The 24,017-nt window shown below is 43.5% G+C and carries 18 protein-coding genes; 7 read left to right on the top strand and 11 right to left on the bottom strand.

Annotation, left to right across the window (positions count from 1 at the left end; translation table 11 throughout):
• Positions 1-9: 9 nt before the first annotated feature.
• The 6 genes from Q4592_RS00940 to Q4592_RS00915 all read right to left on the bottom strand — a co-directional run bounded on the left by Q4592_RS00940 (position 10) and on the right by Q4592_RS00915 (position 12,315).
• Entirely contained in the window at positions 10-306 is a 297-nt protein-coding gene (locus tag Q4592_RS00940) for a SelT/SelW/SelH family protein (protein ID WP_303508612.1), read from the bottom strand.
• 2 nt (positions 307-308) lie between these two features.
• On the bottom strand, positions 309-4,169 hold the full coding sequence (gene hrpA, locus Q4592_RS00935; protein WP_303508609.1) for an ATP-dependent RNA helicase HrpA: 3,861 nt from the start codon (positions 4,167-4,169) through the stop codon (positions 309-311).
• Positions 4,170-4,235: 66 nt separating this feature from the next.
• On the bottom strand, positions 4,236-4,655 hold the full coding sequence (locus Q4592_RS00930) for a CBS domain-containing protein (RefSeq protein WP_137672950.1): 420 nt from the start codon (positions 4,653-4,655) through the stop codon (positions 4,236-4,238).
• Positions 4,656-5,151: 496 nt separating this feature from the next.
• Positions 5,152-6,186: a dihydroorotase gene (pyrC, locus tag Q4592_RS00925; RefSeq protein ID WP_303508605.1), complete on the bottom strand. Its 1,035-nt coding sequence runs from the start codon at positions 6,184-6,186 to the stop codon at positions 5,152-5,154.
• An 82-nt stretch (positions 6,187-6,268) separates the two neighbouring features.
• Positions 6,269-11,344: a PAS domain S-box protein gene (locus Q4592_RS00920; RefSeq protein ID WP_303508603.1), complete on the bottom strand. Its 5,076-nt coding sequence runs from the start codon at positions 11,342-11,344 to the stop codon at positions 6,269-6,271.
• Between the two features lie 197 nt (positions 11,345-11,541).
• Positions 11,542-12,315, bottom strand: coding sequence for a dienelactone hydrolase family protein (locus tag Q4592_RS00915; RefSeq protein WP_303508601.1), 774 nt, complete (start codon positions 12,313-12,315; stop codon positions 11,542-11,544).
• A 202-nt stretch (positions 12,316-12,517) separates the two neighbouring features.
• On the opposite strand from Q4592_RS00915, the gene sbcB reads away from it, so the two are divergent.
• Positions 12,518-13,930, top strand: coding sequence for an exodeoxyribonuclease I (gene sbcB / locus Q4592_RS00910; RefSeq protein WP_303508599.1), 1,413 nt, complete (start codon positions 12,518-12,520; stop codon positions 13,928-13,930).
• Between the two features lie 77 nt (positions 13,931-14,007).
• The gene (locus Q4592_RS00905) at positions 14,008-14,550 is read left to right on the top strand and encodes a hypothetical protein (RefSeq protein ID WP_303508598.1); all 543 of its coding nucleotides are present in this window, start codon (positions 14,008-14,010) and stop codon (positions 14,548-14,550) included.
• Between the two features lie 18 nt (positions 14,551-14,568).
• On the opposite strand, the gene Q4592_RS00900 is transcribed toward Q4592_RS00905, so the two are convergent.
• A complete protein-coding gene (locus Q4592_RS00900) occupies positions 14,569-16,302 on the bottom strand; it encodes a glycoside hydrolase family 36 protein (protein ID WP_303508596.1) in 1,734 nt (577 codons plus the stop codon).
• 170 nt (positions 16,303-16,472) lie between these two features.
• Between Q4592_RS00900 and cdd the strand changes: the two genes are divergently transcribed.
• From cdd to Q4592_RS00885, 3 genes are read left to right on the top strand one after another with little or no spacing between them, the layout of a single operon-like run.
• The gene (gene cdd, locus Q4592_RS00895; RefSeq protein ID WP_303508594.1) at positions 16,473-17,318 is read left to right on the top strand and encodes a cytidine deaminase; all 846 of its coding nucleotides are present in this window, start codon (positions 16,473-16,475) and stop codon (positions 17,316-17,318) included.
• A 10-nt stretch (positions 17,319-17,328) separates the two neighbouring features.
• Positions 17,329-18,504 carry a formate-dependent phosphoribosylglycinamide formyltransferase gene (gene purT / locus Q4592_RS00890; protein ID WP_303508592.1) on the top strand — a complete coding sequence of 392 codons (1,176 nt, stop codon included), beginning with the start codon at positions 17,329-17,331 and terminating at the stop codon, positions 18,502-18,504.
• A 2-nt stretch (positions 18,505-18,506) separates the two neighbouring features.
• On the top strand, positions 18,507-19,868 hold the full coding sequence (locus Q4592_RS00885) for a hypothetical protein (protein ID WP_303508590.1): 1,362 nt from the start codon (positions 18,507-18,509) through the stop codon (positions 19,866-19,868).
• A 13-nt stretch (positions 19,869-19,881) separates the two neighbouring features.
• Here Q4592_RS00885 and Q4592_RS00880 read toward each other — a convergent pair whose 3' ends face one another.
• The 3 genes from Q4592_RS00880 to Q4592_RS00870 form a co-directional block, all read right to left on the bottom strand.
• Positions 19,882-20,073 carry a bacterioferritin-associated ferredoxin gene (locus tag Q4592_RS00880; RefSeq protein WP_137672960.1) on the bottom strand — a complete coding sequence of 64 codons (192 nt, stop codon included), beginning with the start codon at positions 20,071-20,073 and terminating at the stop codon, positions 19,882-19,884.
• Between the two features lie 71 nt (positions 20,074-20,144).
• Positions 20,145-20,897, bottom strand: coding sequence for a Nif3-like dinuclear metal center hexameric protein (locus tag Q4592_RS00875; protein WP_303508587.1), 753 nt, complete (start codon positions 20,895-20,897; stop codon positions 20,145-20,147).
• Positions 20,898-20,974: 77 nt separating this feature from the next.
• Positions 20,975-21,178: a DUF2517 family protein gene (locus Q4592_RS00870; protein ID WP_137672962.1), complete on the bottom strand. Its 204-nt coding sequence runs from the start codon at positions 21,176-21,178 to the stop codon at positions 20,975-20,977.
• A gap of 136 nt (positions 21,179-21,314) precedes the next feature.
• Here Q4592_RS00870 and Q4592_RS00865 point away from each other — a divergent pair, with 136 nt between their 5' ends.
• The gene (locus Q4592_RS00865) at positions 21,315-22,133 is read left to right on the top strand and encodes a DUF1853 family protein (RefSeq protein WP_303508582.1); all 819 of its coding nucleotides are present in this window, start codon (positions 21,315-21,317) and stop codon (positions 22,131-22,133) included.
• A gap of 2 nt (positions 22,134-22,135) precedes the next feature.
• Here Q4592_RS00865 and fbp read toward each other — a convergent pair whose 3' ends face one another.
• Positions 22,136-23,152 (bottom strand): class 1 fructose-bisphosphatase, encoded by a 1,017-nt coding sequence (gene fbp, locus Q4592_RS00860; RefSeq protein ID WP_137672964.1) that lies wholly within the window; start codon positions 23,150-23,152, stop codon positions 22,136-22,138.
• A gap of 221 nt (positions 23,153-23,373) precedes the next feature.
• Here fbp and imuA point away from each other — a divergent pair, with 221 nt between their 5' ends.
• Entirely contained in the window at positions 23,374-24,000 is a 627-nt protein-coding gene (gene imuA / locus Q4592_RS00855) for a translesion DNA synthesis-associated protein ImuA (protein WP_303508579.1), read from the top strand.
• Positions 24,001-24,017: the final 17 nt, after the last annotated feature.

Genomic DNA, 24,017 nt, shown 5'->3' with positions numbered 1-24,017 from the left:
ACTTGCCGCTTATTTGCGATCGCTATGACCCAAGCTCATATCTGGAGCAATCACATCTCTTACTCGCTGCTTAAGGATCTTAGCTTCAGGAAAACCTTCATCTGCAACGCGACACCAAATCAATTGGTCGTTAACATATATTTGAAAACGCCCTTTGCTGGCTGGACGCAACGCAACTTCGCTGAGCTCTTGAGAAAAAGTAGTCAGCAACTCTTGGCTCAACCACGATGCTCTTAACAACCAGCCGCATAAACTGCAGTAATATATTGCTACTTTAGGTAAGGCGACTTCTTGCGCTACCGACATGCTTATTTCCTCTTCTGTAAATCGGTAATGTGGTTTAGCACTCGCTTTAAAGAAACCGGGTATTTAGTCCCTAACTGCTGAGCAAATAAAGATACGCGTAACTCTTCTATCATCCAACGCAGTTCTTCACCCTCTTTACTGTATACCGGCAACGCCAGCTCTTTCTCTCTTTCGATACTGGTATCAATTTGCTGCATCGCTAAGCGATCTTTATGAGAATCTATCGCTAGCTTTTCTAAGCGGCGCTCTATGGCTTTAAGATAACGTTGCACATCGGCTAAACGCTGTAAGCCAACCTCTCGAACAAAACCTTTGTGCACCAATGCCGCCAGTTGCGCTTTTATATCGGCATGTGCCAATACACGGTCAAAACCTACTTTGCCTTTTAGCAGCTTATTAATTTGATAGTGCAAACTTAGTATTTTCTCTACCTGTACCACTGCTTCTAGGGTTTCAGTGGCTAATTCTGCACGCACAGTGTCACATAAGGATGTGAAGTCATCAGGGTTATCGACTTGATGCAGCTGAGAGTATTTATCTATTACTGCCAAACAACAATCATCAAGCAATACATCCACTCGGCCGAAAGGATTAAAATACAAACCCAGTTTGGCTTTATTTGGCAAATGTTGCTGTAAGTAGCTTAATGGTGAAGGAATATTAAGCTGCAATAACTTACTTAAACCGCGTGTTTGGCTCCAGCTGGCTTCCTCTTGTTTATCAAATAGCTTAAGGGCAACGGTTTTACCTTGATCCACTAGCGCGGGAAATGCAGTGATTTGATAGCCCTGACGCTGCTCTTCAATCATTGAAGGTAGCTCACCAAAACTCCATTCTGTTACCTTAGCTTGCTCGGCAAAGGAACTAGGCGCAATTTCAGCAATACTTTGTTCAACTTGATCTTGTAACTTATTTTGCAGAGCTTGGTAGCTTCGCCCTTGCGCCACTACCTTGCCTTTATCATCAATCACCTTAAAGTTAACTTTTAGGTGATCGGCCACCGAATCCATATTCCAAGCATCTTCGGGGATCTTCATTCCTGTCATTCTAAGCAGTTGCTTTGTTAATACTTCAAATAGCTGCCCTTCTGCATTTGGCACTGCTTGTAAAAACGCTTTTACGTAGTTAGGCACCGGCACAAAGTTGCGGCGAATCGGCTTTGGCAGAGATTTAATTAAACCGCTAATCAGCTCTTCCCTAAACGCAGGGATTTGCCAATCAAAACGCGAGAAGTCTAATTGGTTTAATAGTGCCAAAGGAATATGCGCACTAACACCATCATCGACCTCGGCCGGCTCAAATACATAACTCAAGGCTACCGATACTTGTTCAAACTGCCATTGCTCTGGATATTGTTGTTCTGTTACATGGCTAGCATCGTGCTGATAGAGCATTTGCTTAGAAAAACTCAGTAAGTCAGCTTGCTGCGCGCTCGCTTTTTTCCACCAGCGATTAAAATGGCTAGCCGATACTACGTCTTCGGGAATTCGCTCAGCATAGAAATCGAATAGCACTTGATCATCAACTCGCACATCACGGCGACGCTGCTTTTGCTCTAGCGCTTCGGCGTCATCAAGCAATTGCTGGTTCTGTTTAAAGAAATCATGCTTAGCAGGCCATTGGGCTTCTACCAATGCTGAACGAATAAACACTTCACGCGCAACCACCGGGTCGATACGCCCGTAGTTAACTAAACGTTTGTTCACCAAGCTTACGCCGTATAAACGAACACTTTCGTAAGCCATTACAGCCTGTTGTTTAGTTGACCAATGTGGCTCGCTGTATGATTTTTTTATCAGGTGCTTAGCTTGTTCTTCTAACCAAGCGGGTTGAATCTTAGCGACACCCCGAGCAAACAAGCGAGAGGTTTCCACTAGTTCAGCCGCCACTACCCATTTAGGTGGCTTTTTAGCTTGGCTAGAACCAGGGAACACCACAAAACGAGCATTGCGTGCACCTAAAAATTCACGGTCTTTATCTTTAAAGCCTAAATGGCTTAACAAACCCGCGGTAATGGCTTGGTGAATCGCATCGTAATTGGCTTCTTCTTGATTAACTGAATAATCGAGCTCTTTAACTACCGTGGACAGTTGAAAGACTAAGTCTTGCCATTCGCGAATTCGCATATAGGCTAGAAATTCTTGCTTACATTGTTTGCGAAATTGATTACCCGACAAGGCTTTTTGCTGTTCTTGTAGATAGCGCCACAACAATAGGTAACTAGAAAAGTCTGAATCTTTATCTACAAAACGAGCATGTTTTTGATCCGCCGCTTGTTTGCGATCATTGGGCCTCTCTCGTGGGTCTTGAATTGAAAGCGCGGCACAAATCACCATCATTTCCTGAACACAGCCAAACTGCTTAGCTGCAACCATCATTCGCGCTAAACGAGGATCAATGGGAAACTTAATCACTTCGCGCCCAAGCGGGCTCAAGCTAGGTTTACTTAAGCCATCTTTTAACGCGCCAATTTCTTCAAGTAAATTTAAACCATCTTTAATATTGCGCTGATCGGGCATATCAATAAATGGGAAATCTTCCAATTTACCCAGTTTTAGACCAAGCATTTGCAAAATAACCGAGGCTAAGTTGGTCCGCAAAATCTCTGGATCAGTAAATTCTGCGCGGCCTTCAAAATCTTCTTCGCTATATAAACGAATACAGATACCTTCGGCAACCCGCCCACAACGGCCCTTACGCTGATTAGCACTGGCTTGAGAAATGGCTTCGATGGGTAATCGCTGTACTTTAGAACGATAGCTATAACGGCTAATGCGAGCAGTACCAGGGTCAATCACATAACGAATACCTGGAACCGTTAAACTGGTTTCAGCAACGTTAGTCGCTAATACAATGCGCCTTCCTCGATGCGAAGAGAAAATTTTGTTTTGCTCTGCATTAGACAAACGAGAATAAAGCGGCAGTACTTCGGTATCACGGAAATTTCGTTTTTGCAGATAATCAGTTGCATCGCGAATTTCTCGTTCACCATTCATAAAGATAAGAATATCACCCGGCTTCTCGCGATATAGTTCTTCAACCGCTTCCGCTAACCCTTCTAATACATCTTTAGTCTGTTCGCCTTCATTCAACGGGCGATAACGAGTTTCTACGGGGTAAGTTCGCCCAGATACTTCAATCACTGGAGCATTGTTAAAATGCTTGGAGAAACGCTGCGGGTCGATCGTCGCCGAAGTAATAATTACTTTTAAATCTGGACGTCTAGGCAGCAATTGCCTTAATACGCCCAAAATGAAATCAATGTTTAAGCTTCGTTCGTGTGCTTCATCAATAATCAGTACTTCGTACTGCGATAAAAACCGATCTTGCTGCATTTCTGCCAGTAGCATACCGTCGGTCATTAATTTGATTAAGCTATCGTTTTTAATTTTGTCGTTGAAGCGGATTTTATAACCCACTAATTCACCAATCGGTGTATCTATTTCTTCGGCTATTCGCGCAGCGACTGTTCTGGCGGCTAATCGACGAGGTTGAGTATGGCCAATGTAACCTCGACTACCCAAGCCAAGCTCTAAACAAATCTTAGGAATTTGAGTGGTTTTACCGGAGCCTGTTTCACCGGCAATGATCACCACTTGATTGTCGCGAATCGCCTCATAAATAGTTTGCTTTTGTTCAGCAACTGGCAGCTGTGGTGGGTATTCAATAGGTGGAATAGCACTACGACGACGCTTAGCTAAATCTAGAGATTTAGCTAAGCTTGAACTAAATTTTTCAAAAGCGGCACTTTGCTTGGCCTGATCTTCTGATTTTAGCTGAGCAAGCTGCCGCTGCAGACGATAACGGTCTTTGGCTAGCGCGAGAGAAATTTGTTGTTTTAGATCTGAAAAAGCCGACTGCAAGAATTAACGCCTCGTAGGGTTGCATACGAGGCGCAAATGCTAACAATAATCACTGAGAAAACAAGTCTAACTCACTTGTTTGTAGCAACTATGCAAATGTTTATCGATACCACCTAGCACTTCTTCGCGCGTGATAATGCCCAAAAGTTTGCCCCGCTCGATAACTGGGTACATTTTGGGCTTTTGCTGAAGCATGCTTTGAGCAAGTTCTAGTATGCTAGTGTCTGGGCCTACAATAAGTACATCGCTACGCATCACGTCTTCCACTAAAGATACGGTTTCGCAATGGTAGGTGGCCTCTAACAAACTCTTTAAACAGTCCTGTTCTGATATCCAACCAATGACATGTTTTTGTTCATCAATCACTGGCGCGCCTAGCTGCTTGTGTTCCAATAAACTATGCACCACTTCGGCAATCGGCTGCTTAGAGGTAAAGCACACCGGACGAGTCAGCATGTAGTCGCGAACTTTAAGATTCTCTGGCATAACCAATACTCCTAATAAGTGCTGTTACTCTGAGCTTAGTTGTCCAGAGACAATTACACCAGCAAGCCAATCAACTCTGCTGGGAACCACTATTTTAGGGATGTTAGGTAATTTCACCCATTTGGGTAATAGTAGAGGACAGCTTAGCGGAGTAGTATTTATATCGACTGAGTCGCTAACTCAGTCATCGCGTTTAGTTACCTATTGCTGTGTACACCTTTACACAAATTATGCAGGCCCTTTGTTTTTATAAACAAAGGGCTTTTTTTTGCTTTTTTTAACAAGAAAAAGTTAATGCAAGCTATTGAATATCAATAAATAAATAGCTAAAGGAGCAATTTCACCCATTTGGGGAATGGTGAACTAAAGCCGCTGAGGATAATATTTATCGCGACTGAGTAGCTAACTCAGTCACGCGTTTAGTTACCTATTGCTGTGTACACCTTTACACAATTACGCAAGCCCTTTGCTGCTATAGCAAAGGGCTTTTTTTTGCCTACTTAACTTGCCACTGTAGGGTTTCGCCAGCAAAAAACGGTACTAAGATCTCATCTTCAACCATTACACTTTCTGGCACTTGCCATGCTTGCTTGCTTAACGTAATCGTTTCGCTGTTACGTGGTAAACCGTAAAAGTCAGGGCCATTAAAACTTGCAAACCCTTCTAACTTATCCAGTATGCCTAGCTGGTCAAAAATTTCTGCATATAGTTCAATGGCAGCCGGCGCACTGTAACAACCCGCACAACCACAAGCACTTTCTTTGGCTCCTTGCACGTGAGGTGCAGAATCAGTTCCCAAAAATATCTTCTTAGTGCCAGTAGCCACTGCTTTTTGTAACGCCTGTTGGTGAGTTTGACGCTTTAATACGGGCAAGCAATAGTTGTGGGGGCGTAAACCTCCCGCTAACAAATGATTTCGGTTGTACATTAAATGCTGCGGAGTAATAGTTGCTGCGACATTATCTGGCGCACTCATCACAAACTCAGCAGCCTCTGCAGTAGTAATGTGCTCAAACACTATTTTAAGGTCTGGCAAAGAAGCGACTAAGTCGCGCATGTGTGCGTCAATAAACGCAGCTTCTCTATCAAAAATATCAATATCTGAATGCGTTACTTCGCCATGCACTAACAGCAATAATCCGTGCTCAGCCATTGCTTCGAAGACCAGACGTAAAGCACTGACGTCGGTTACGCCGTGGGCAGAATTTGTTGTGGCGTTTGCTGGGTAAAGCTTACAAGCTTTAACAATGCCGCTGGCTGCTGCCTCGGCGATCATTTCAGGACTCGTGGCGTCGGTTAAATATAAAGTCATTAACGGTTCAAACTGACTTTGCTCAGGCAGGGTTTGTTTAATACGCTGATAATAAGCTTTAGCATCACTGACTTGGGTAACCGGCGGAGTAAGGTTTGGCATAATAATCGCGCGCGAAAAATGCTTAGCGGTCGCATTTGCTGCAACATTAAGCATTGCTCCGTCACGTAAATGTAAGTGCCAATCGTCTGGTCTAGTAATAGTAAGTGTTTGAGTCACAACAATCCCCTGAGTCGATAATAACAATTCGCGGGAAGTCTACCCCAAGTGACTAAACAAGTCTTGTGAGCCTTGGTTATGCCTATGAATTATTTGCAACTAATTGCTGCATTTCATTAACAATGGTCTCGGCAGCTTCGTAATCATATTCTTCTATTAACTGCTGTAGGCGTTTTGCCTGAGATGGGAACCGCTGCAAAATAGCCTCATGTTGATCAAGAAAATCATTACTTTCGCTATCAAAGTCATCCAGCAATTGGGACAAAGTTTGTAAATCAGAGAGAATCTCCTCATCGCTAACATTCGATTGAACTGCCGATTCAGGCTGAGCTTGCTGCTCACTACTAAGCACAAATTGTTGTAAGGCTATTTGTAGTGGTTGCAAGTGACTCGCCAGTTGGTCTAACTGTTCACTTAATACTTCTCCCTGCTCTGCTGCCAGCTCTATCACTGCGGCTAAATCTGAAACGACTTGCGCACCTAAAGTTGCTGCCACGCCTTTTATAGTGTGTGCAATACGTTGAACATCGGCTGTTTGGTGTTGCTGAAATGCCTGCTGTAAATCAACCAAAGACGTATTATTTACACTGGCAAACTTAGCTATCAATTTCAAATATAAGGTTTTATTTTCAGCTGCATTGGCTAGACCAACCGCAGTATCCAAGCCTTTAACAACTGGCAGTGCTTGGTATCCGTTGTCACTAGCGGTAAACGCTGGGTCAGCTGCAGACTCAAGTGCTGGCGCACTAGGCGTAATCCATTTAGCCATCACGCTAAACAAGCTATTTACATTAATGGGTTTGGGTATGTGATCATTCATGCCCGCTTCTATGGCTTTTTCTCTGTCGCCCGCTAATGCATTTGCCGTAAGCGCAATGATCGGCAGGTCTTTTAAGGCCAACTGATGACGTATCACTTTGGTGGCGGTGTACCCATCCATTACTGGCATTTGGCAATCCATTAATACACCGTCTACTTGATGCGTTTTTAGATACTCGGCCGCTTGCATTCCATCTCCACAAACCACACAGGAAATACCATTGGTTTTAAGCAGCTCAGTAATCAACTCTTGGTTAATTTCATTATCTTCGGCCACCAATATATTTGCGCCACGTAAATGAGCTATATCTTGGTTTGCTCCATGTTGTTGAGCTTCTCGTCTAGTTTGCTCAAACACTTCTATTCGTCTTACATCGATAACCGTATCGAATAAATGAGAGGGGGTCACTGGCTTGGTAAGAATGGCGTCTATTTTAATGTCTTTAGCTTCTTTGCTTAATTCATCACGACCAAATGCAGTGATCATCACTACATCTAAATCGATACCCAGTGCTTCAATTTTACGTACCGTTTCAATGCCATCCATTTCTGGCATTTTCCAATCCATAAACACCATATCAAAAGGCACTACATCAGGCTCTTGCAGCACGGCCAAAGCTTCTTTACCACTAGCGGCAGACTCTACCGAGATTCCAAAACCCTGTAGCACCTGAACATTAATTTCTTTGGCACTTGGGTTATCGTCAACCACCAGCGCTTTTAAGTTAGATAGCTGCGAATTGTTTGTATCGCGTAAGGCCTTGGCGTTTTTCTGAATCGCCATCGGTAAGTCGAAATAGAAACAACTGCCCTTACCTGGCTCACTGCTTAACGCAATTTTCCCGCCCATTATTTCAGTTAGTTTTAAACAAATCGCTAACCCTAATCCTGTACCGCCATGTTTACGCGTGGTCGAACTATCGGCTTGTGAAAAAGGTTTAAATAACTTAGCTTGCTGCTCGGGTGTCATGCCTATGCCGGTGTCACTTACCGAGAAATACATTTGTACTTGAGCGTCGGTAATTTCTTTAGCCTCAATTTTTACCACTACAACGCCTTGCTCGGTAAACTTCACCGCGTTGTTACACAAGTTCACGAGTATTTGTGTCAACCTAAGTGGATCTCCTAACAGCGCTGTTGGCATGTTAGGGTCTATATCAAATAGTAATTCTAGATTTTTTTGTTCGGCACGTAAGCCCACTAAATTAGCTAAATTGTCCAGAATATCTTCTAAACGAAACTCAATCGCTTCGATATCTAGCTTGCCAGCTTCTATTTTGGAGAAGTCGAGAATATCGTTAATGATGCCTAACAAAGCCTCTGCCGAGCGGTGTACCTTATCAATGTAATTTCGCTGTTTATTGTCTAGTTCAGTTTCTAACGCTAAGTAAGACATACCAATAATCGCGTTCATTGGTGTTCTTATTTCATGCGACATATTGGCTAAAAAGTCACTCTTAGCTTGGTTAGCACTGTCTGCTTGAGCGCGAGCGTCATTTAACTGGTCTTCCAGTTGTTTAATCTCGTTAATATCAACATGAATACCGTTAATTCGTATTGGTCGTCCCTCATCATCGAGTTCGGACACACGGCCAATGCTTAATATCCAACGGTATTGGCCGTTTTTACAACGCAAGCGTATTTCGTTACGTAATAAATCCGTTTCCCCAGCTAAGTGCTCTTCTAGCTTGTCATTGTTACGAATTGCATCTGTAGGATGAATTAACTTAAGCCACGCTTCGGTATCCCCTTTTAAACGTGCCCACAATCCATCACCCGCACGTAATTCGCCAGCGGCGTAGCCAAGCATACTCTCGTAAATAGCATTCACTTCTATCCGGTCTTCTTGCGGATAGTAATCCCACATCCCTAAGCCTGCCCCAGACGCCGCAGAATCTAATCGCTCTTCACTTTCGCGTAATTGCGCTTCTACTTGTTTGATTTCAGAAATATCGAAGATAGCGCCATCAGAGAACGTTGCTTCTCCCTCTTCACCTAGGGAGACAAAAGCCTTTTGCAGCACGTGTTTTTCGCGACCGTGAGCATCAATAATTCTAAACTCTTGAGAAATAGCGCCGCCTTTTTGATTGAGATCTTTCGAGCGGTCAATGCTTTCTTGATAATCATCAGGGTGAACAAGATCTTTATAACGTCGGGGCGCATTAGGCCCTACAAAATCTTCTACTGGGTAACCCGTTTGCTCAAGCACTTGCTCACTAACATACAGCCACTCCGGAGCTTCACCTTCTACCAGTTTTACCCGATAAATTACGCATTGTAAGTTGTTGGTCAGGGTTCTAAATTGACGCTCACTGTCGGCCAATTTCTGCTGGGCTTTTTTACGTTCTGTAATATCGCGAATGATACCGGTGAAGTGGCGCTTTCCTTTTAGGAATACTTCTTTAACCGCCAGTTCCATGGGAAACTCTTCACCGCTTTTACGTAAACCAAATACAGCGCGCTCGTTACCAATAACGACCGAGTTTGGTTTTGGTTGATAATCGGCTAAGGTTTGATCGTGATGGTCGGCAATAGACTTTGGCATGAGCATTTTAACGTTATTCCCTACAACTTCTTGCTCGGTGTAGCCAAATATTTGCTGAGCAGCAGGGCTAAAACTACGCACAACGCCAGATTGCTCTATCAGTACAATACCGTCGGCAATGGTATCCACAATAGTGCGGATCCTTTCTTCATTGTCGGCCAAGGCCAAACGCGCTTGGTAGCGCTCGGTCATATCAATAAGTGAAACTTTTACTTCAACGATTTTGTCGTTTTCCACAACACCTGGCGCAATATTAACACTGACATTTTTTTGCTGGCCATCAGCACAGATAATACTCAATGTTTCATCATTAAAGCTTTTGCCTTGTAGCGCGCTTTGCAGCAGCTGTTTAGCCCATTTCTGGTTCGCGTCATCTACACCTAATTGGTGCCAATGTAGATGTTCAAATTGATCTCGCTGCTGATCGATTAATTCCGCAAGACTAAGATTATGTTTTAAAAACTTACCGTCTTCATTTAACGAAGCATAAGCAATAGGGGCATTTTCGTAGAGATCCCACAAGGTTTTTTCGCGTACCTGTAACTCTGCTGTGCGGTCTTCTACTTCTTGCTCTAATTCTGCTTTAGAACGCTCTAAACGCAGGTTTATTTTGCGAACTAAGGCAAACACCAAAACAAACAATAGAATGCAAAATGCGAGAGCCGACCCCAGTACCAACAACACAATATTACGAAAACGTAAGTAACCTTGCATCACTTCTTCATGATCAATCTCGGATACTAAGCCAATTTCTAGCTCCGGATCCCAGCGCCATGCGCCAACAACAGCTACCCCTCGATAATCTTTGTAACCTATAAAATTGGCGCCGTCTTGCTTGGCAATAATTGAATAGCCGCTCTCGGTCCAGACTGGATCATCGCCTTTACGATTAGGGACTTGAAGCTTAATGTTAAGTACTGAAGATTGCTTGTCTTCAAGTAAACCTAAAGCAGTCAACTCATCTTCAAATTTACTGGGTGAAATCATATAACCTGAACGGCTAACCAAATAGGTTTCGCCGGTTTTACCAATACGAGCACCTTTTAATAATTGCGAGAACTCGGTCTGTGGATCCATGCGCAGCGTCAACAATGCCACAACCTTACCATCTCGATTTTTTATCGGTGCAGCAATAAACATGGTGGAATGCACATTTTGCACTTTACCTTGCAACATGCCATCTAAATTAATCTCAGGGCGAATAGGCGGAATAATCACCGTTTCACCGTTAAACGCGCGATTCAGCAAATGTGGGTAGTAACGAGTAATAACGTTGATTTCACCAAGGTTTTCATCTCGCATTGAGGCAATGTTTATGCGATCTCTAGAAATGATGAAAAAACCTAAATCATCAAAAATCGCACGATAATTGTCAACAGACTGACGCAAGCCTTCTAATGCGGGGTCATCAATTAAACTGTCTTTTGAATGTTCTGCCTCAATTAACACAGTAGAGAAATGCTTAAAGGTGGGATCTAAGGCAATCGCATCAACTTTAGATTGCCAGCCTTGCTTCCATTCGTCCAATCCAGCATCAGAAGTATCAAGTACTGATTCAATAACATCTTCTAACTGGGAGAATTGATGATGCTTTAGTTGTTGCAGGCCAATACTGGTTACCGCAGCAATAAAAGCAATGGCTGCCGTACATATGGCAACAATCACTAAAATACTTTTACGCGAGCTAAGTAATAAGCTGACATTTTCAATGGTTGATTTACGCAACCTGTTCAAAAGCATCACGATTAAAATGAGTAAGGCAAACAGTACCCATAACAATTGCTCAACTTGCATATACTTTCCTTGTCACTCGCATTTAGTCACCCCATCTTTTAGGGCCAATCACTTAACTATAATCCCCAATCAAAACTAAATACAATGCTTAGGCCATAAAGCTAAAAATCAATTAAATTCAAAAGATAAGCTTACTACTTTAGCTAAATAAAAACGCCCTTATTAATTAAGGGCGTTTAACAAAAACTCTCTCAACTCTAGTTGAAAGATTCAGTAAAAAAGTTATCCATGGCAATAAATGAGCGCGCTGCTGCTTTAGGGTGATATTCCGCTTTCCCGGTCATTGCAGCCGCTGGATTAGTAAAAGAGTGAACTGCACCGCCGTAGGCCACAAACTGCCAATCAACTTTTGCTGCACTCATTTCTTGCTCAAAATCGGCCACTTGCTTTGCCGGAACAAAAGGGTCTATGGCACCATGCAGTACCAATACAGGCGAAGTGATGTTGTTAGCGTCTGTAGGATTCGGGGTATCTAAGTTACCGTGAAAAGACACCACACCATTGATGGCTTCGCCCGCACGCGCTAATTCAAGCACTGCGCCACCGCCAAAGCAAAAACCGATTGCACCGACTCTATCGGCGTCTATATTTGCACTGGGCAAATTAGCTTTCATCGCATCTAGCGCTGCCTTAGTTCTAGCACGTAGTAAGGGTCTGTCGCTGCGAAGCGCTGTTGCCGCCACTTTTGCTTCATCTGCATTAGTGGGTCTAACGTCAGTACCATAGACATCGGCCATCATTACCGCATAGCCCATTTCTGCTATTTTTTTTGCCTTAGTTAACGAGCCTTCGGTGGGGCCCATCCAATTTGGAACCATCAGAATAGCCGGTAGCCCCTTCTTCGCATCATCAAATACTAAGGTAGATTCGAAACTTTTATCACCAATGGTATGGGTTACCGTTTGGCTAACCATGGCTGCGTTAGCACTTGAAGCGAGCATCATGCCGCCGAGTAGAGTGAGCGTTTTCATTGCATATCCCTATGTTGTGTAGTTTGCTCTAACAATACGCACAGTGTAGTAGAAAAGTTTTCTATGACGGATAAATCAAAATTTTTTGGCGAAAAGCTAAGCAAACTAAGCGTTTATTGCACCGTTCAAGCGACCTCAAACAGATTTGTGTTATGGTTAGCGATATAGCTTTTACTTACAGCGACAAGATTAAAAACAGTTCATGAGCGACAACACTTTTCTGTTCCACGATTACGAAACCTTTGGTATTCATCCGGGCAAAGATCGCCCTTGTCAGTTTGCTGCAATTCGAACAGATTGGGATCTTAATCCTATCGGTAAACCTATCGAGTGGTTTTGTCAGCCGCCAAATGACTATGTTCCTCACCCTCAAGCGTGTTTAATAACAGGTATCACACCACAGTTGGCGCAAAAAAAAGGCCTGGTTGAAAGTGATTTTATTGCGCGTATAAATCAAGAGTTCAGTGTTCCTGGTACCTGTGGTGTTGGCTATAACAGTATTCGCTTTGATGATGAAGTTACGCGTTACACTCTATTTCGTAACTTTTTAGATCCTTATGAGCGTGAATGGAAAAATGGAAATTCGCGCTGGGATTTAATAGACATGGTGCGGGCATGTTACGCGCTTCGACCAGAAGGCATTGAATGGCCAACTAACGACGATGGCCTAGTAAGCTTTCGTTTAGAGTTGCTAACGGCAGCCAACGGCCTAAGCCATGCCAATGCACACGATGCGGTATCAGACGTGTACGCCACCATCGCTATGGCTAAGCTGATTAAAGACAAACAACCTAAACTCTTTAGCTATTTGCTTAACCTTCGTAACAAAAAAGCGGTGGCTCAGCAGTTTGATTTACTTAATAACAAACCACTGGTGCATATATCAGGTATGTTTGGCGCCGCTCAAGGCTGTGCTTCATGGGTATTGCCAGTTGCCTGGCATCCAGTAAATAAAAACGCCATGATAGTGGTCGATTTAAATAAAGATGCCAGTGTATTGCTTGAGTTAAGCGCTGAGCAAATTCACCAACGCCTTTATACTTCACACGCTAATTTGGCCGATGGTGAGCTTCCCATTCCGGTGAAGCTAATTCATACCAACAAGTGCCCAGTGTTAGCCCCCGCCAGTACACTAACACCTGAACGCGCCGAAGATCTTGGCCTTAATCGCAGCCAGTGCCGTCAAAGCTTAGACTTGATGGTACAAAACAAGCCGCAAATAGAAGCAAAACTTAATCAGGTATTCGCCATTGAGCGCGAGTTTGCCGAAGATGACAACCCAGATACCTCTTTATATAAAGGCTTTGTGGGCAATGCAGATAAAAACCTGATGCAGGTGTTAAGATCGAGTGATCCGCAGCTGATTACTAAACAGCAGTTTCAGTTTAGTGACCCTCGTTTGAACCGTTTGATTTTACGTTTTAAAGGGCGTAACTACCCTGAATACTTAAGCGAAAACGAATTACAGCAATGGCAAGCCCATCGCCAAGCCACATTGGCCGAGCAAATTGCGGTGGTTTATCCCGAGTTGGAAATGCTAATGAACGAGTATCAAAATGATACTAATAAGATAAATGTGTTAAAAAGCCTGTATAACTATATAGAAAACCTTTAAAACGTGAGCAAAATGCTACTTTATTCCGCCGACTAGGTTATAATTGGCGGCGCATTAGGGATGAACAAGAAAATTCAATGGAAATGGCTCAGAAGGTAAAATTGTCGATAGCATCAACAGCAAGTATTGCTGTCGCTATGACTTTATGTTTTTCCTCCCCGTGCTTCTCTTCCGACGAACATTTATCCTTACGCCCGTCTTCTTTACTTCGTTTAAGTGCTGAGCAATTTGCTCTATTAGGCGATATTTTCGAAAAGACCTACGAAGATACCGATTTCTCCCCCACTCTCACTAATAGTTATTTCTCTAAATCAGAGCTTTACGACATGGTGGCGGTACCGGTAATTCAAACCCCTTTTAATTCTTTTCGCGTAGAGTTATTTAGTCACATTTACGACCCTAAGTATTCGGTATATAACCAACTTCATGAAGACTCGATTTACCACAGCCTAGGACAACGTCAAATGTCTTACTTGGTAGACAAAACTGATATTGCCGTAGGTTTAGGTTTTGTTGCGCCACTCAATGACAAGGTGTCAATGAAAACTATTGTTTCAAGTCACGACATACCAGGTTACGGCGACAGTAACTTCTCTGTGGGCTTAGAATTTAAGTACTAAACCCACTTTCAGCTTCAACTACGCTTTTCTTTCAAATACCACTGCACTGTTTGGCGCTAAAACAATAGTTTGTTTATTACCCTTGCCTTGCACCGTAAAGTCAGCATCTGCCCATAGAACTTGCCATTGCTCACTATCAAGCTGAATCTCTATATGTAAGCTTTGTTGGTCGCTCCAGTTAAACCAGTATTGGCGCACTAACTGCTGTTGTTGATATTGCTTTGCGTGTTGCAAAGAAAAATCGTCAAAACGTGCGGCGTCTGCACTATTTTGCTCTAGTACTGTTAACACGTCGCGCTGTTGAGCATTTAGCTGATTTAGGCGGTCACCAGAAAATACCAATCCGCTGCTGGCCAACACACTTATACGGTGCCAATTGTAAGCGGCGGCGGTAGTTTGCTGATGTGGAATGTTATTTAAAGTCACGCAATCTGGGTCGTTATGCCATAAACGTTGGTCTTGCCAATTGCGGAAAAACGTTTCTTTAGCAATTTGCTTAAAGCGGCCAATGTTTCGATCAACATCATCGGCAATACGCATACCGTGAACTAAACCTAACGATGGCCACATTGGCGCATTACAGCCCAAGATGTATGCATCACTATTGCACGCTTTATTGATCGTTTCCATGCCCATACGATAGGCTTCAATACGTGTTTTATTGGGATCGGCTCGATAACCTTTAGCCAGGGTACCCCAGTAAATGGCATCCAATTTAAAGTAACGCACGCCCCAATGGTGGTACATATGGCTAAATACATCATGTAGGTAACGGTTCACGTCTGGCTGAGTGGTATCTAACACATACCAAGGTGTACAGCGCCAGCCGCCATAAGTAACTTCTTCAGCCGCTAAGGGTTGGCCAAATTGATTTTTTACAAACCACTCTGGGTGTTGTTGGAACAAACGAGATTCAGCTTGGGCAATAAACGGTGCCACCCAAATAGCAGGCTCTTTACCTTGCTCACGGATCCGCTTGCATAGGCTTTCTACTCCGCCACTGAAACGCTCCGAAGGATATAACCAATCCCCCATAAACTCTTGGTAACCGTCGTCAATTAACAAGTACCCAAGTTGATCATGAGGGCTAATTAATTGCTGTAAATTCTCTTCAATATCAGCGGCGCTAATATCGGCGTAATAGTGATACCAAGAACACCAACCGTTTGGTTTACTCGGCCACTGTAGGCGTGGGTGCTGCTGTTCAATAGCCTCTGCAAATTCTTCAAGCAGTGCTTCGCGGCTAGCATTGTGGCCCACAAACAAGCTTTCACTCGTTATATGGTGACGAGCGGCTACAGCTAAGGTATCGGTATCAATACCAATGATCAATCGACCATCAGGGTACACTTTAAAGTAGCCACTAAAACGCTCACAGGAACTAAATCCTAAAAGAGTATATTGCCCGTCACACTCAATAAGTAACTGATTGTAAGCGGTGAAATGATCGCGGTCTTCACTTAAGCGATACTCACCAGCATCAGGGCAACGACCAATGGCTGTAATGTGCTGGGCGCTACCATAATTTTGCGCCAGCATTTGAAACCCTTCACCATGAAATTGGGCGTTCTCAGGTAATTGCCCTGAAAACAAATCAATTGGACCCAATTGCAAACTATTCGCAGACAAGTTGTCGATTCGTACCACACATTGTTGCTTGTCCCACTGCGGGGTGTATAAGATTTGATGTTGTGGCGAAGGCAGTTGCCACTGGCGAACCAATTGAAGAACAGAGTCTAAGTTAGAAAACACTTATCAACACCTTTAGTTACAATAAATTACACGCTAGTCTCTACCTTAGATATTAGTGATCTATCTTCAGTAAACACGATTGCGGCAGATTATAATCGAAGCCTTAGCAAACTAATCATGACTAAATCATGATTTCTTGCTAGCTTCGACAAAATAAAGGGAACGATAATATGTCTGAAACCACCCCACAAGATCTATCTCTGCTCAATGCGCTAAAAACGGTTGTTAATAGTGAACTAATACCAAGTCGCTTAAATAGCAAACAAACCGCTGCACTTTGCCAAAGGTTAAACTGCACGACAATTGAATTAGCCGAGCGACTATTGCCACTAGCCGCGAGCTTCTCTTTTGCACCCAAGTCTAATTTTAATGTTGGTGCTGTGGCAGTAGATAAACAGCAACAACTGTTTTTAGGCGCTAATTACGAATTAGCCTATGGCCCGCTCACAGGCAGCTTGCACGCCGAACAAAGCGCGATTTTTAATGCCTTAAGCCACCAAGCCAGCGAACTCACTCACTTAGTGATTAACGCAGCGCCCTGTGGTTATTGCCGCCAGTTCATTAATGAGTTAGCCAATGCCAATCAGCTAAGTGTTCGCTTTAATCAGCAGAGCTATGATTTTCCAGAATTGTTACCACAATCCTTTGGCCCTGAAGATTTAGGCGTTACTACTCCGCTAGCCCGCTTAGCGTTAAGCACCGCCTCGCAAGCCCCCGATTTTGCAAAAGCCAGCTACGCGCCCTACACCCAAGTACAAAGTGCGATGTTTGCTTACGCTGGCGACAAAGTGCTCGCTTGGAGCTGTTACCTAGAAAACGTTGCGTTTAACCCTTCTCTCTCGCCGCTTCTCACTTTATTATCACAGCTAACGCTAAAACATCTGAGCTTAGACAAAGTAGAACGTTTCGAATTATGGGAACATAAGGACAATCAATTCAGCTTTAAGCAAGAATTACAGAATTTTGCGGAACATTCTCAAAAACCTATGGTCCACCATAGCTACCCTTCAACGTAGGAGTATTTAAATGTTAGGAACTGCGCTAAGCGTTTCTGGAACGAAAGTGTTATTGCTCGGAGCTGGCGAACTCGGCAAGGAAGTTGCCATTGAATTACAACGTTACGGCGTTGAGATTATCGCGGTAGATCGCTACCCCAATGCTCCTGCAATGCACGTAGCTCACCGCAGTTATGTGATTGATATGCTTGATAGCGAAGCGCTTAAGGCGCTGATATTAAAAGAACAACCGCAGCACATTGTTCCTGAAATTGAAGCCATAGCAACCCAAACTTTAGTTGAGTTGGAGCAGCAAGGCTTTGCTGTTACTCCTAGCGCTCGTGCTACGCAACTCACCATGAACCGCGAAGGTATTCGCCGTTTAGCAGCAGAAACACTAGGCTTGCCAACTTCTGCTTATCAATTTGCCGATAGCTTAGAAGAATGCCAACAGGCCGTTGCCAATGTAGGTTTGCCCTGCGTACTTAAACCGGTAATGAGTTCATCGGGTAAAGGCCAATCGACGCTACGTGATAACAGCCAAATCAACGCCGCTTGGGATTACTCACAGGAAGGCGGCCGTACTGGTGCGGGCCGAATTATCGTAGAAGGTTTTGTTGATTTTGATTACGAAATTACCTTACTTACGGTTAGCGCAGTAGACGGTATTCATTTTTGTGCGCCCATTGGTCATCGCCAAGAAGACGGCGACTACCGTGAATCATGGCAACCTCAAGCCATGTCTGAGCAAGCATTAGCTAAATCTCAAGATGTAGCGCGTAAAATTGTCACCGAACTCGGTGGTTATGGTTTATTTGGTGTAGAGCTATTCATTAAAGGTGACGAAGTGTACTTTAGTGAAGTATCACCGCGGCCCCATGATACCGGTATGGTTACCCTAATCTCTCAGGACTTATCTGAGTTTGCCTTACATGCAAAAGCCATATTGGGTTTACCGATTAAACAAGTTCGCCAGTTTGGTGCCAGCGCCTCTGCAGTTATTATGGGCGACGGTAACTCAGAAAATATTTGCTATAGTGGTTTAGCCGAGGCTTTAGATTCCCCCGACAGCCAATTGCGTTTATTCTCCAAGCCAGATATTAATGGTCAGCGCCGTTTAGGCGTAGCGCTAAATCTTAGCGACAGCATCGAGCAAGCGGTAACTAACGCTAAGCATGTAGCCGCTAAGATTAAGGTCACTTACTAAGCATGACCTCGGGGTCATTTTCCATAAATGACGATGAATTGGCGCTATTACTGGCGCCAAGTACCACTCCTGTCTCCTCAAAATTACTTAGAATATTGTGGTTTCAGCAAACCGCCATCCCATCCCACTACCCCTTAGAAAATGTAGAAGTCACGCAAATAGACGAATTGCAGTTACAACTGCAGCAGTCTAATGAATTTGATGCCATTGTGTTTAACTGCGCTCAGCTTGATAGCAACCAACTCACGCTATTAGCGGGTTTGTTAGAAGAACAATCGCAGATTTCGGTATTTTTGGTAGGGCAAATGCCCAATATGGCCTTTAATTTACCCGACTTTACTTACTGCGAAAGCCAACAAGAGTTGAACGAGCAGTTTACCCATTGGTGTAATTCAATTAATGCGCAATATCGTGAGTGGGCAGCGAACAAATCGGTCTACATTTATAGCCCAGTGGCAGACCAAGATTTGCAACAGCAGATGAAAAACCTAGGGTTTGGCGAAACCCATACCTGGCAAGCTAAACAAGACAATGTGCAAATGCTATTGCAGCAGGCTAATTTGGTAGTGGTATCGGTATTTGATGATGACCCAGAAATCATCGACGTGATAGAAAGTCTCGCCTCAGTGTTACACCGCCCTGGCTTGTTTTTATTGTTTCAAGAACAATCTACCCTTAAAAACAGCATTACTTTGCTCACTAAACACTATGGTTTAAATCTTTATACGTCTTTGCTTTATAACCAGTTTACGCATCAAGTTGCCTACCTTAGCCGTCAATTTTTCCGGCTCTATCGACATAAACTTAATCAGCTCAGCGATACCACTAAACATAGCCACTACTTAATTCACTGTACCTATGAAAATGAACTAATAGGATATTGGGACTGGCCAGAAACGCAGCGACGAAGCGACGAAACACGCGAATTTAGTGAACCGGTTAACGCGGTGTATTGGCATCACTTCAAATATGAGCTGTTAAAAAACAACATAGAGCTAACGCATCTTGCCAAGCACTATAGCAACATCATGCTGGCCTTTAGCCCTGAATTTCCCATGGATAATTTGTCGAGTCTGATAAGAATTAAGCAACAACAAGTAAAATTAGCTTGGCAGCCTAACTTAGTAGCTCAACTCAAAAACCACCCTACGGTATTAGATTTAGTAGATGTATTAGTGATTTCACTGGATATGTGGATTTTGCTAAATGTGAATAATGATAACCGCGCTTTTTGGCAAAGCGTAAAACAACGCTGCCAAGATCAGCAAGTGTCGCTGGCGATCTTAGGGGTACAATCTGAATTGATTCAATATTGGCGGGATAAAGGCTTTGACTTGCTGATCCACCGCGATGATGCGGAGTAAGTAGCCCAATACGTTAGGCTACTTCGTAGTATTTTGGGGTTATTTCTAATTCTTTATCAATGATGGTTTTAGCCATTCTGGCACATTTACCACATTGCGACGCAACACCGTGCTTTTCTCGTACATCGGCTAAGCTTTCGCAGCCTTGCTGCACCGCTTCTTTAATTTGCTTGTCGGTAACTCCGTGGCATAAACATACAAACATTGCTGCACCTCACTAATAACAATACAGCAATTATATTGCGAACCATTATCATTCGCAATATCTTTTTCAGTTTATACTGGATTATCTATATCAATAAAGCTGACATCAAGACCATGCTCTACAGCCAACCACTCACCTAATGCTTGTGCGCCGTAGCGCTCGGTAGCATGGTGACCCGCCGCAAAGTAGTCAATGCCCATCTCTCTGGCGGTATGTACGGTATTTTCCGATATCTCACCGCTAATAAAGGCATCTAAGCCCTGCTCTGCGGCCAATGTTAAATATGATTGACCACCACCAGTACAAATACCGACTTTTTGAATACTTTTCTGATTGGAGATGTGTAAAGGCTTACGCTGTAATACTTGTTCAATACGCTCAGCAAAAGCTTCACCTGAGACAGGTTCGGCGAGCTTGCCTACCATTGCCACACTGCGTGGATCCCACGGCTCTAAACCGCGTTTTAAAGTAATCCCCAAACGCTTGGCTAACTGTGCGTTATTGCCTAGTTCGGGATGAACATCTAATGGGAGGTGATAAGCATAAAGGTTGATATCGTGATTTAACAACGCTTGTAGACGACGGCGTTTCATACCGGTAACGACTGCGGCTTCGTTTTTCCAGAAAAAACCATGATGAACCAATATAGCATCGGCGTTTACTTCAATAGCTTGGTCAATTAAGGCTTGGCAGGCAGTAACACCTGTAACCACTCGCTTAACCTGCTCACGGCCTTCAACTTGCAGACCATTAGGGCAATAGTCTTTAAACTTAACGCTTTCTAAATGCTGGTTTAATATGTTTTCTAATCGGGTATTTTTCATTACATTAACTCACAATGGTTTGGCACATTGTAAGTAGCAGACCCGATCAGAAACAAGCTTTAGCTGGTAGGCTTTACTTAAAACAATACAAACTGGCTGTTTTGCTCTGCTTGTTGCATCCAGCTTGGACGATCGTTACGTTTGATCCACTGGCGGTGTAATGCGCTGTAAAATGGCGCTCTAACACCAGCCATTGCTACAAAAGGGAAAGACACTAGGCCAACTAGAAATAACGCGATACGACGAACGATGATAATGCTGGTAGAAAATTGCTTACTCATTTCGAACACCTCGACTGGTTTGACCACTAAATAGTAGCCAACATTTAGTAATAAAACTACAAAAACCGTAGAAAACGTCGAAATAAAAAGCTATTGGTTTAAAAAGATGTAAAAAAATAACAAAGGAATAACATTTTTGGATAGGCAGAGTTTCATTGAGGATTTACGTTGGTGTTTACACGCCCCTGCTCTACTAGGTATTCACCCGCTTCCTTTTACCGTAGATAAGGATTGGCAAAAAAGCTGGCAGCAAGCACTAGAGCAGCATTTAGCATTAGCCGAGCAAGTTGATGTTAATCCTCGTTTAGGCTTGTACTTTGAGCAGCTGTGGCGCAGTTTAATTGCGCTTCATCCCGATTGGCAGTTATTGGCCGACAATGTAGCGGTGCAACAAGATGGTCGCACTCAAGGAGCTATCGATTTTCTATTGCTTAATCATTCGCAGCAACAGATAGAACATTGGGAACTGGCGGTAAAGTTTTACCTAGCCACTCAATCATCTCCGCAGAGTGAACATTATTTAGGGCCCAACCAGCAAGATCGGCTCAACAATAAGCTCAGTAAACTATTACTAAAGCAGCTACCGCTTGGCCGTCATCCGCAGATTCAAAAACTGCGCAGCCCCTACCCCAATTACACATTTAAACAGCGGATTTTATTACCGGGTTATTTATTTAAACTTGCTGATCCTAAGCACACTCAACCACAAGATCTTCATTGGTATGACCTTCAGCACTGGCAACACATGCAGCAAAGCCAGTGGAAGCGTTTAACTAAGCAGCAATGGTTAAATCCAGCGGCTTATCATCTCAGCGATTGTGAAAAAGACTTAGACCTCAGTAAAGGACCAGTACAGTTGTACCTACCTAAAAATGGCCAACAATCTGCCAAACGAATATTCATTTGCCCTAACGATTGGCTCGTTAGGGCAAATGCTAAGCTACATAGCCGGTAAATTTAGCGCTTTCGCTCTTCAGAGGAATATTCACGCATCATGCCTTCTACGGTTTCTACCATCTGGGTACTGCCGCAGAAAAACGGAATACGCTGATGAAGCTCGCTAGGAACAATGTCCATAATCCGATCAAAGCCATCGCTGGCTTTACCACCTGCCTGCTCAATCAAAAAGGCCATTGGGTTACATTCATATAATAAGCGTAACTTACCCTCTGGTGCCGAAGCCGTAGAAGGATATATATAAATCCCGCCTTTTAATAAATTACGGTGAAAATCAGAGACCAACGAGCCAATGTAACGCGAGGTATATGGGCGCTTAGTGTCCGGTTCTATTTCTTGGCAGTACTTAAGGTATTTTTTCACGCCTGTAGGAAACTTAAGATAGTTACCTTCGTTAATTGAATAAATCACACCATCTTCTGGAATGGACATATTCTCGTGAGATAAATAAAACACCCCTAGCGATGGGTCGCAAGTAAAACCGTGAACCCCATGGCCCGTGGTATATACCAACATGGTTGAGGAGCCGTATACCACATAACCTGCTGCCACTTGCTGGTTACCCGGCTGTAAAAAATCTTCTAATACTGCAGGCGTACCACAGGGACTGATACGCTTATAGATAGAAAAAATGGTGCCTACTGATACATTTACATCAATATTCGACGAACCATCTAAAGGATCCATCAATACGACGTATTTACTGTCTATGGAGCGCGAGCTATCAAAACTCACAAACTCATCTTCTTCTTCAGAGGCTACACCACATACCTCACCACGGGCTTCTAAGGCCGCTTTAAATTTCTCGTTCGCATACAAATCTAGCTTTTGTTGTACCTCTCCTTGAACGTTTTCAATGCCCGTGGCACCAATAATATCAACCAGGCCGGCTTTGTTGATTTCACGGTTAACGACTTTAGAAGCTAAACGAATAGCCCCCAACAGCTGGGTTAGCTCCCCTGTTGCATCGGGAAACTGGTGTTGTTTTTCTATTATGTATTCACCAAGAGTTATCATTTTTATCCCTATTTATTAGCACGCTTCCTAATGAAAACCTTTTCAGTCCTCAATGTTATTTTGCAAGTATTTACGAAAAATTACTAGCGCCGAGGGCTAATTGTCATACATATAATTGAAAAAAATATTTGCAAATTCTTTGAACAGGTAATACTGTATATCCATACACTGTATAAAAACACAGTTAAACTTCGACATTGACTTAGAGCATGGAGCGAACAATGGCACAACAAATTGAACAACTGCTACAAAGCAACAAGGTATGGCAAGGCAGCCAATGGCAACACAGTCATCTTGACGTTCATTCAAGTGGCTTTGAACAGCTTGACCAACAGCTACCTAACCATGGCTGGCCACAAGGCGGTATTACCGAGGTGCTTTATCAGCAACACGGTATTGGCGAATTACAGTTGCTGCTTCCTGCTCTGGCAAAATTGAGTCAACAATCTCGCTGGATCATTTGGGTAGCACCGCCATTTATGCCTAACGCGCCTGCCCTACAACAACATGGCGTAGACATAAGCAAAGTGATTGTTATTCGCCCAGAGCAATGTAGCGATATAACGTGGACCATTGAGCGAGCCCTAAAAAGTGGCTCATGCAGTGCGGTATTAGGTTGGGTAGATGGCTTAGATTTAAAAGCCAGTCGCCGTTTACAACTGGCTGCAGAACAAGGCGACAGCCTAAGTTATTTATTTAGACCGCTACAGCAACAACAGCAAAGCTCTAGCGCCAGTGTACGAATGGCCCTGCACCCTAGTAAGGCGCCTAACCAAATTAACTACCACTTGCTAAAACGCCGTGGTGGCGCGCCGCTCTACGAGCAAAGCATGCCACGACTTAATTAAGCCAGTGCTAATGATGC

Origin of the sequence: Agarivorans sp. 1_MG-2023, from assembly GCF_030548385.1 — a bacterium.
GTDB lineage: Bacteria > Pseudomonadota > Gammaproteobacteria > Enterobacterales > Celerinatantimonadaceae > Agarivorans.
The sequence above is the reverse complement of the archived record's forward strand: the minus strand, read 5'-3'. Positions and strand labels throughout refer to the sequence as shown.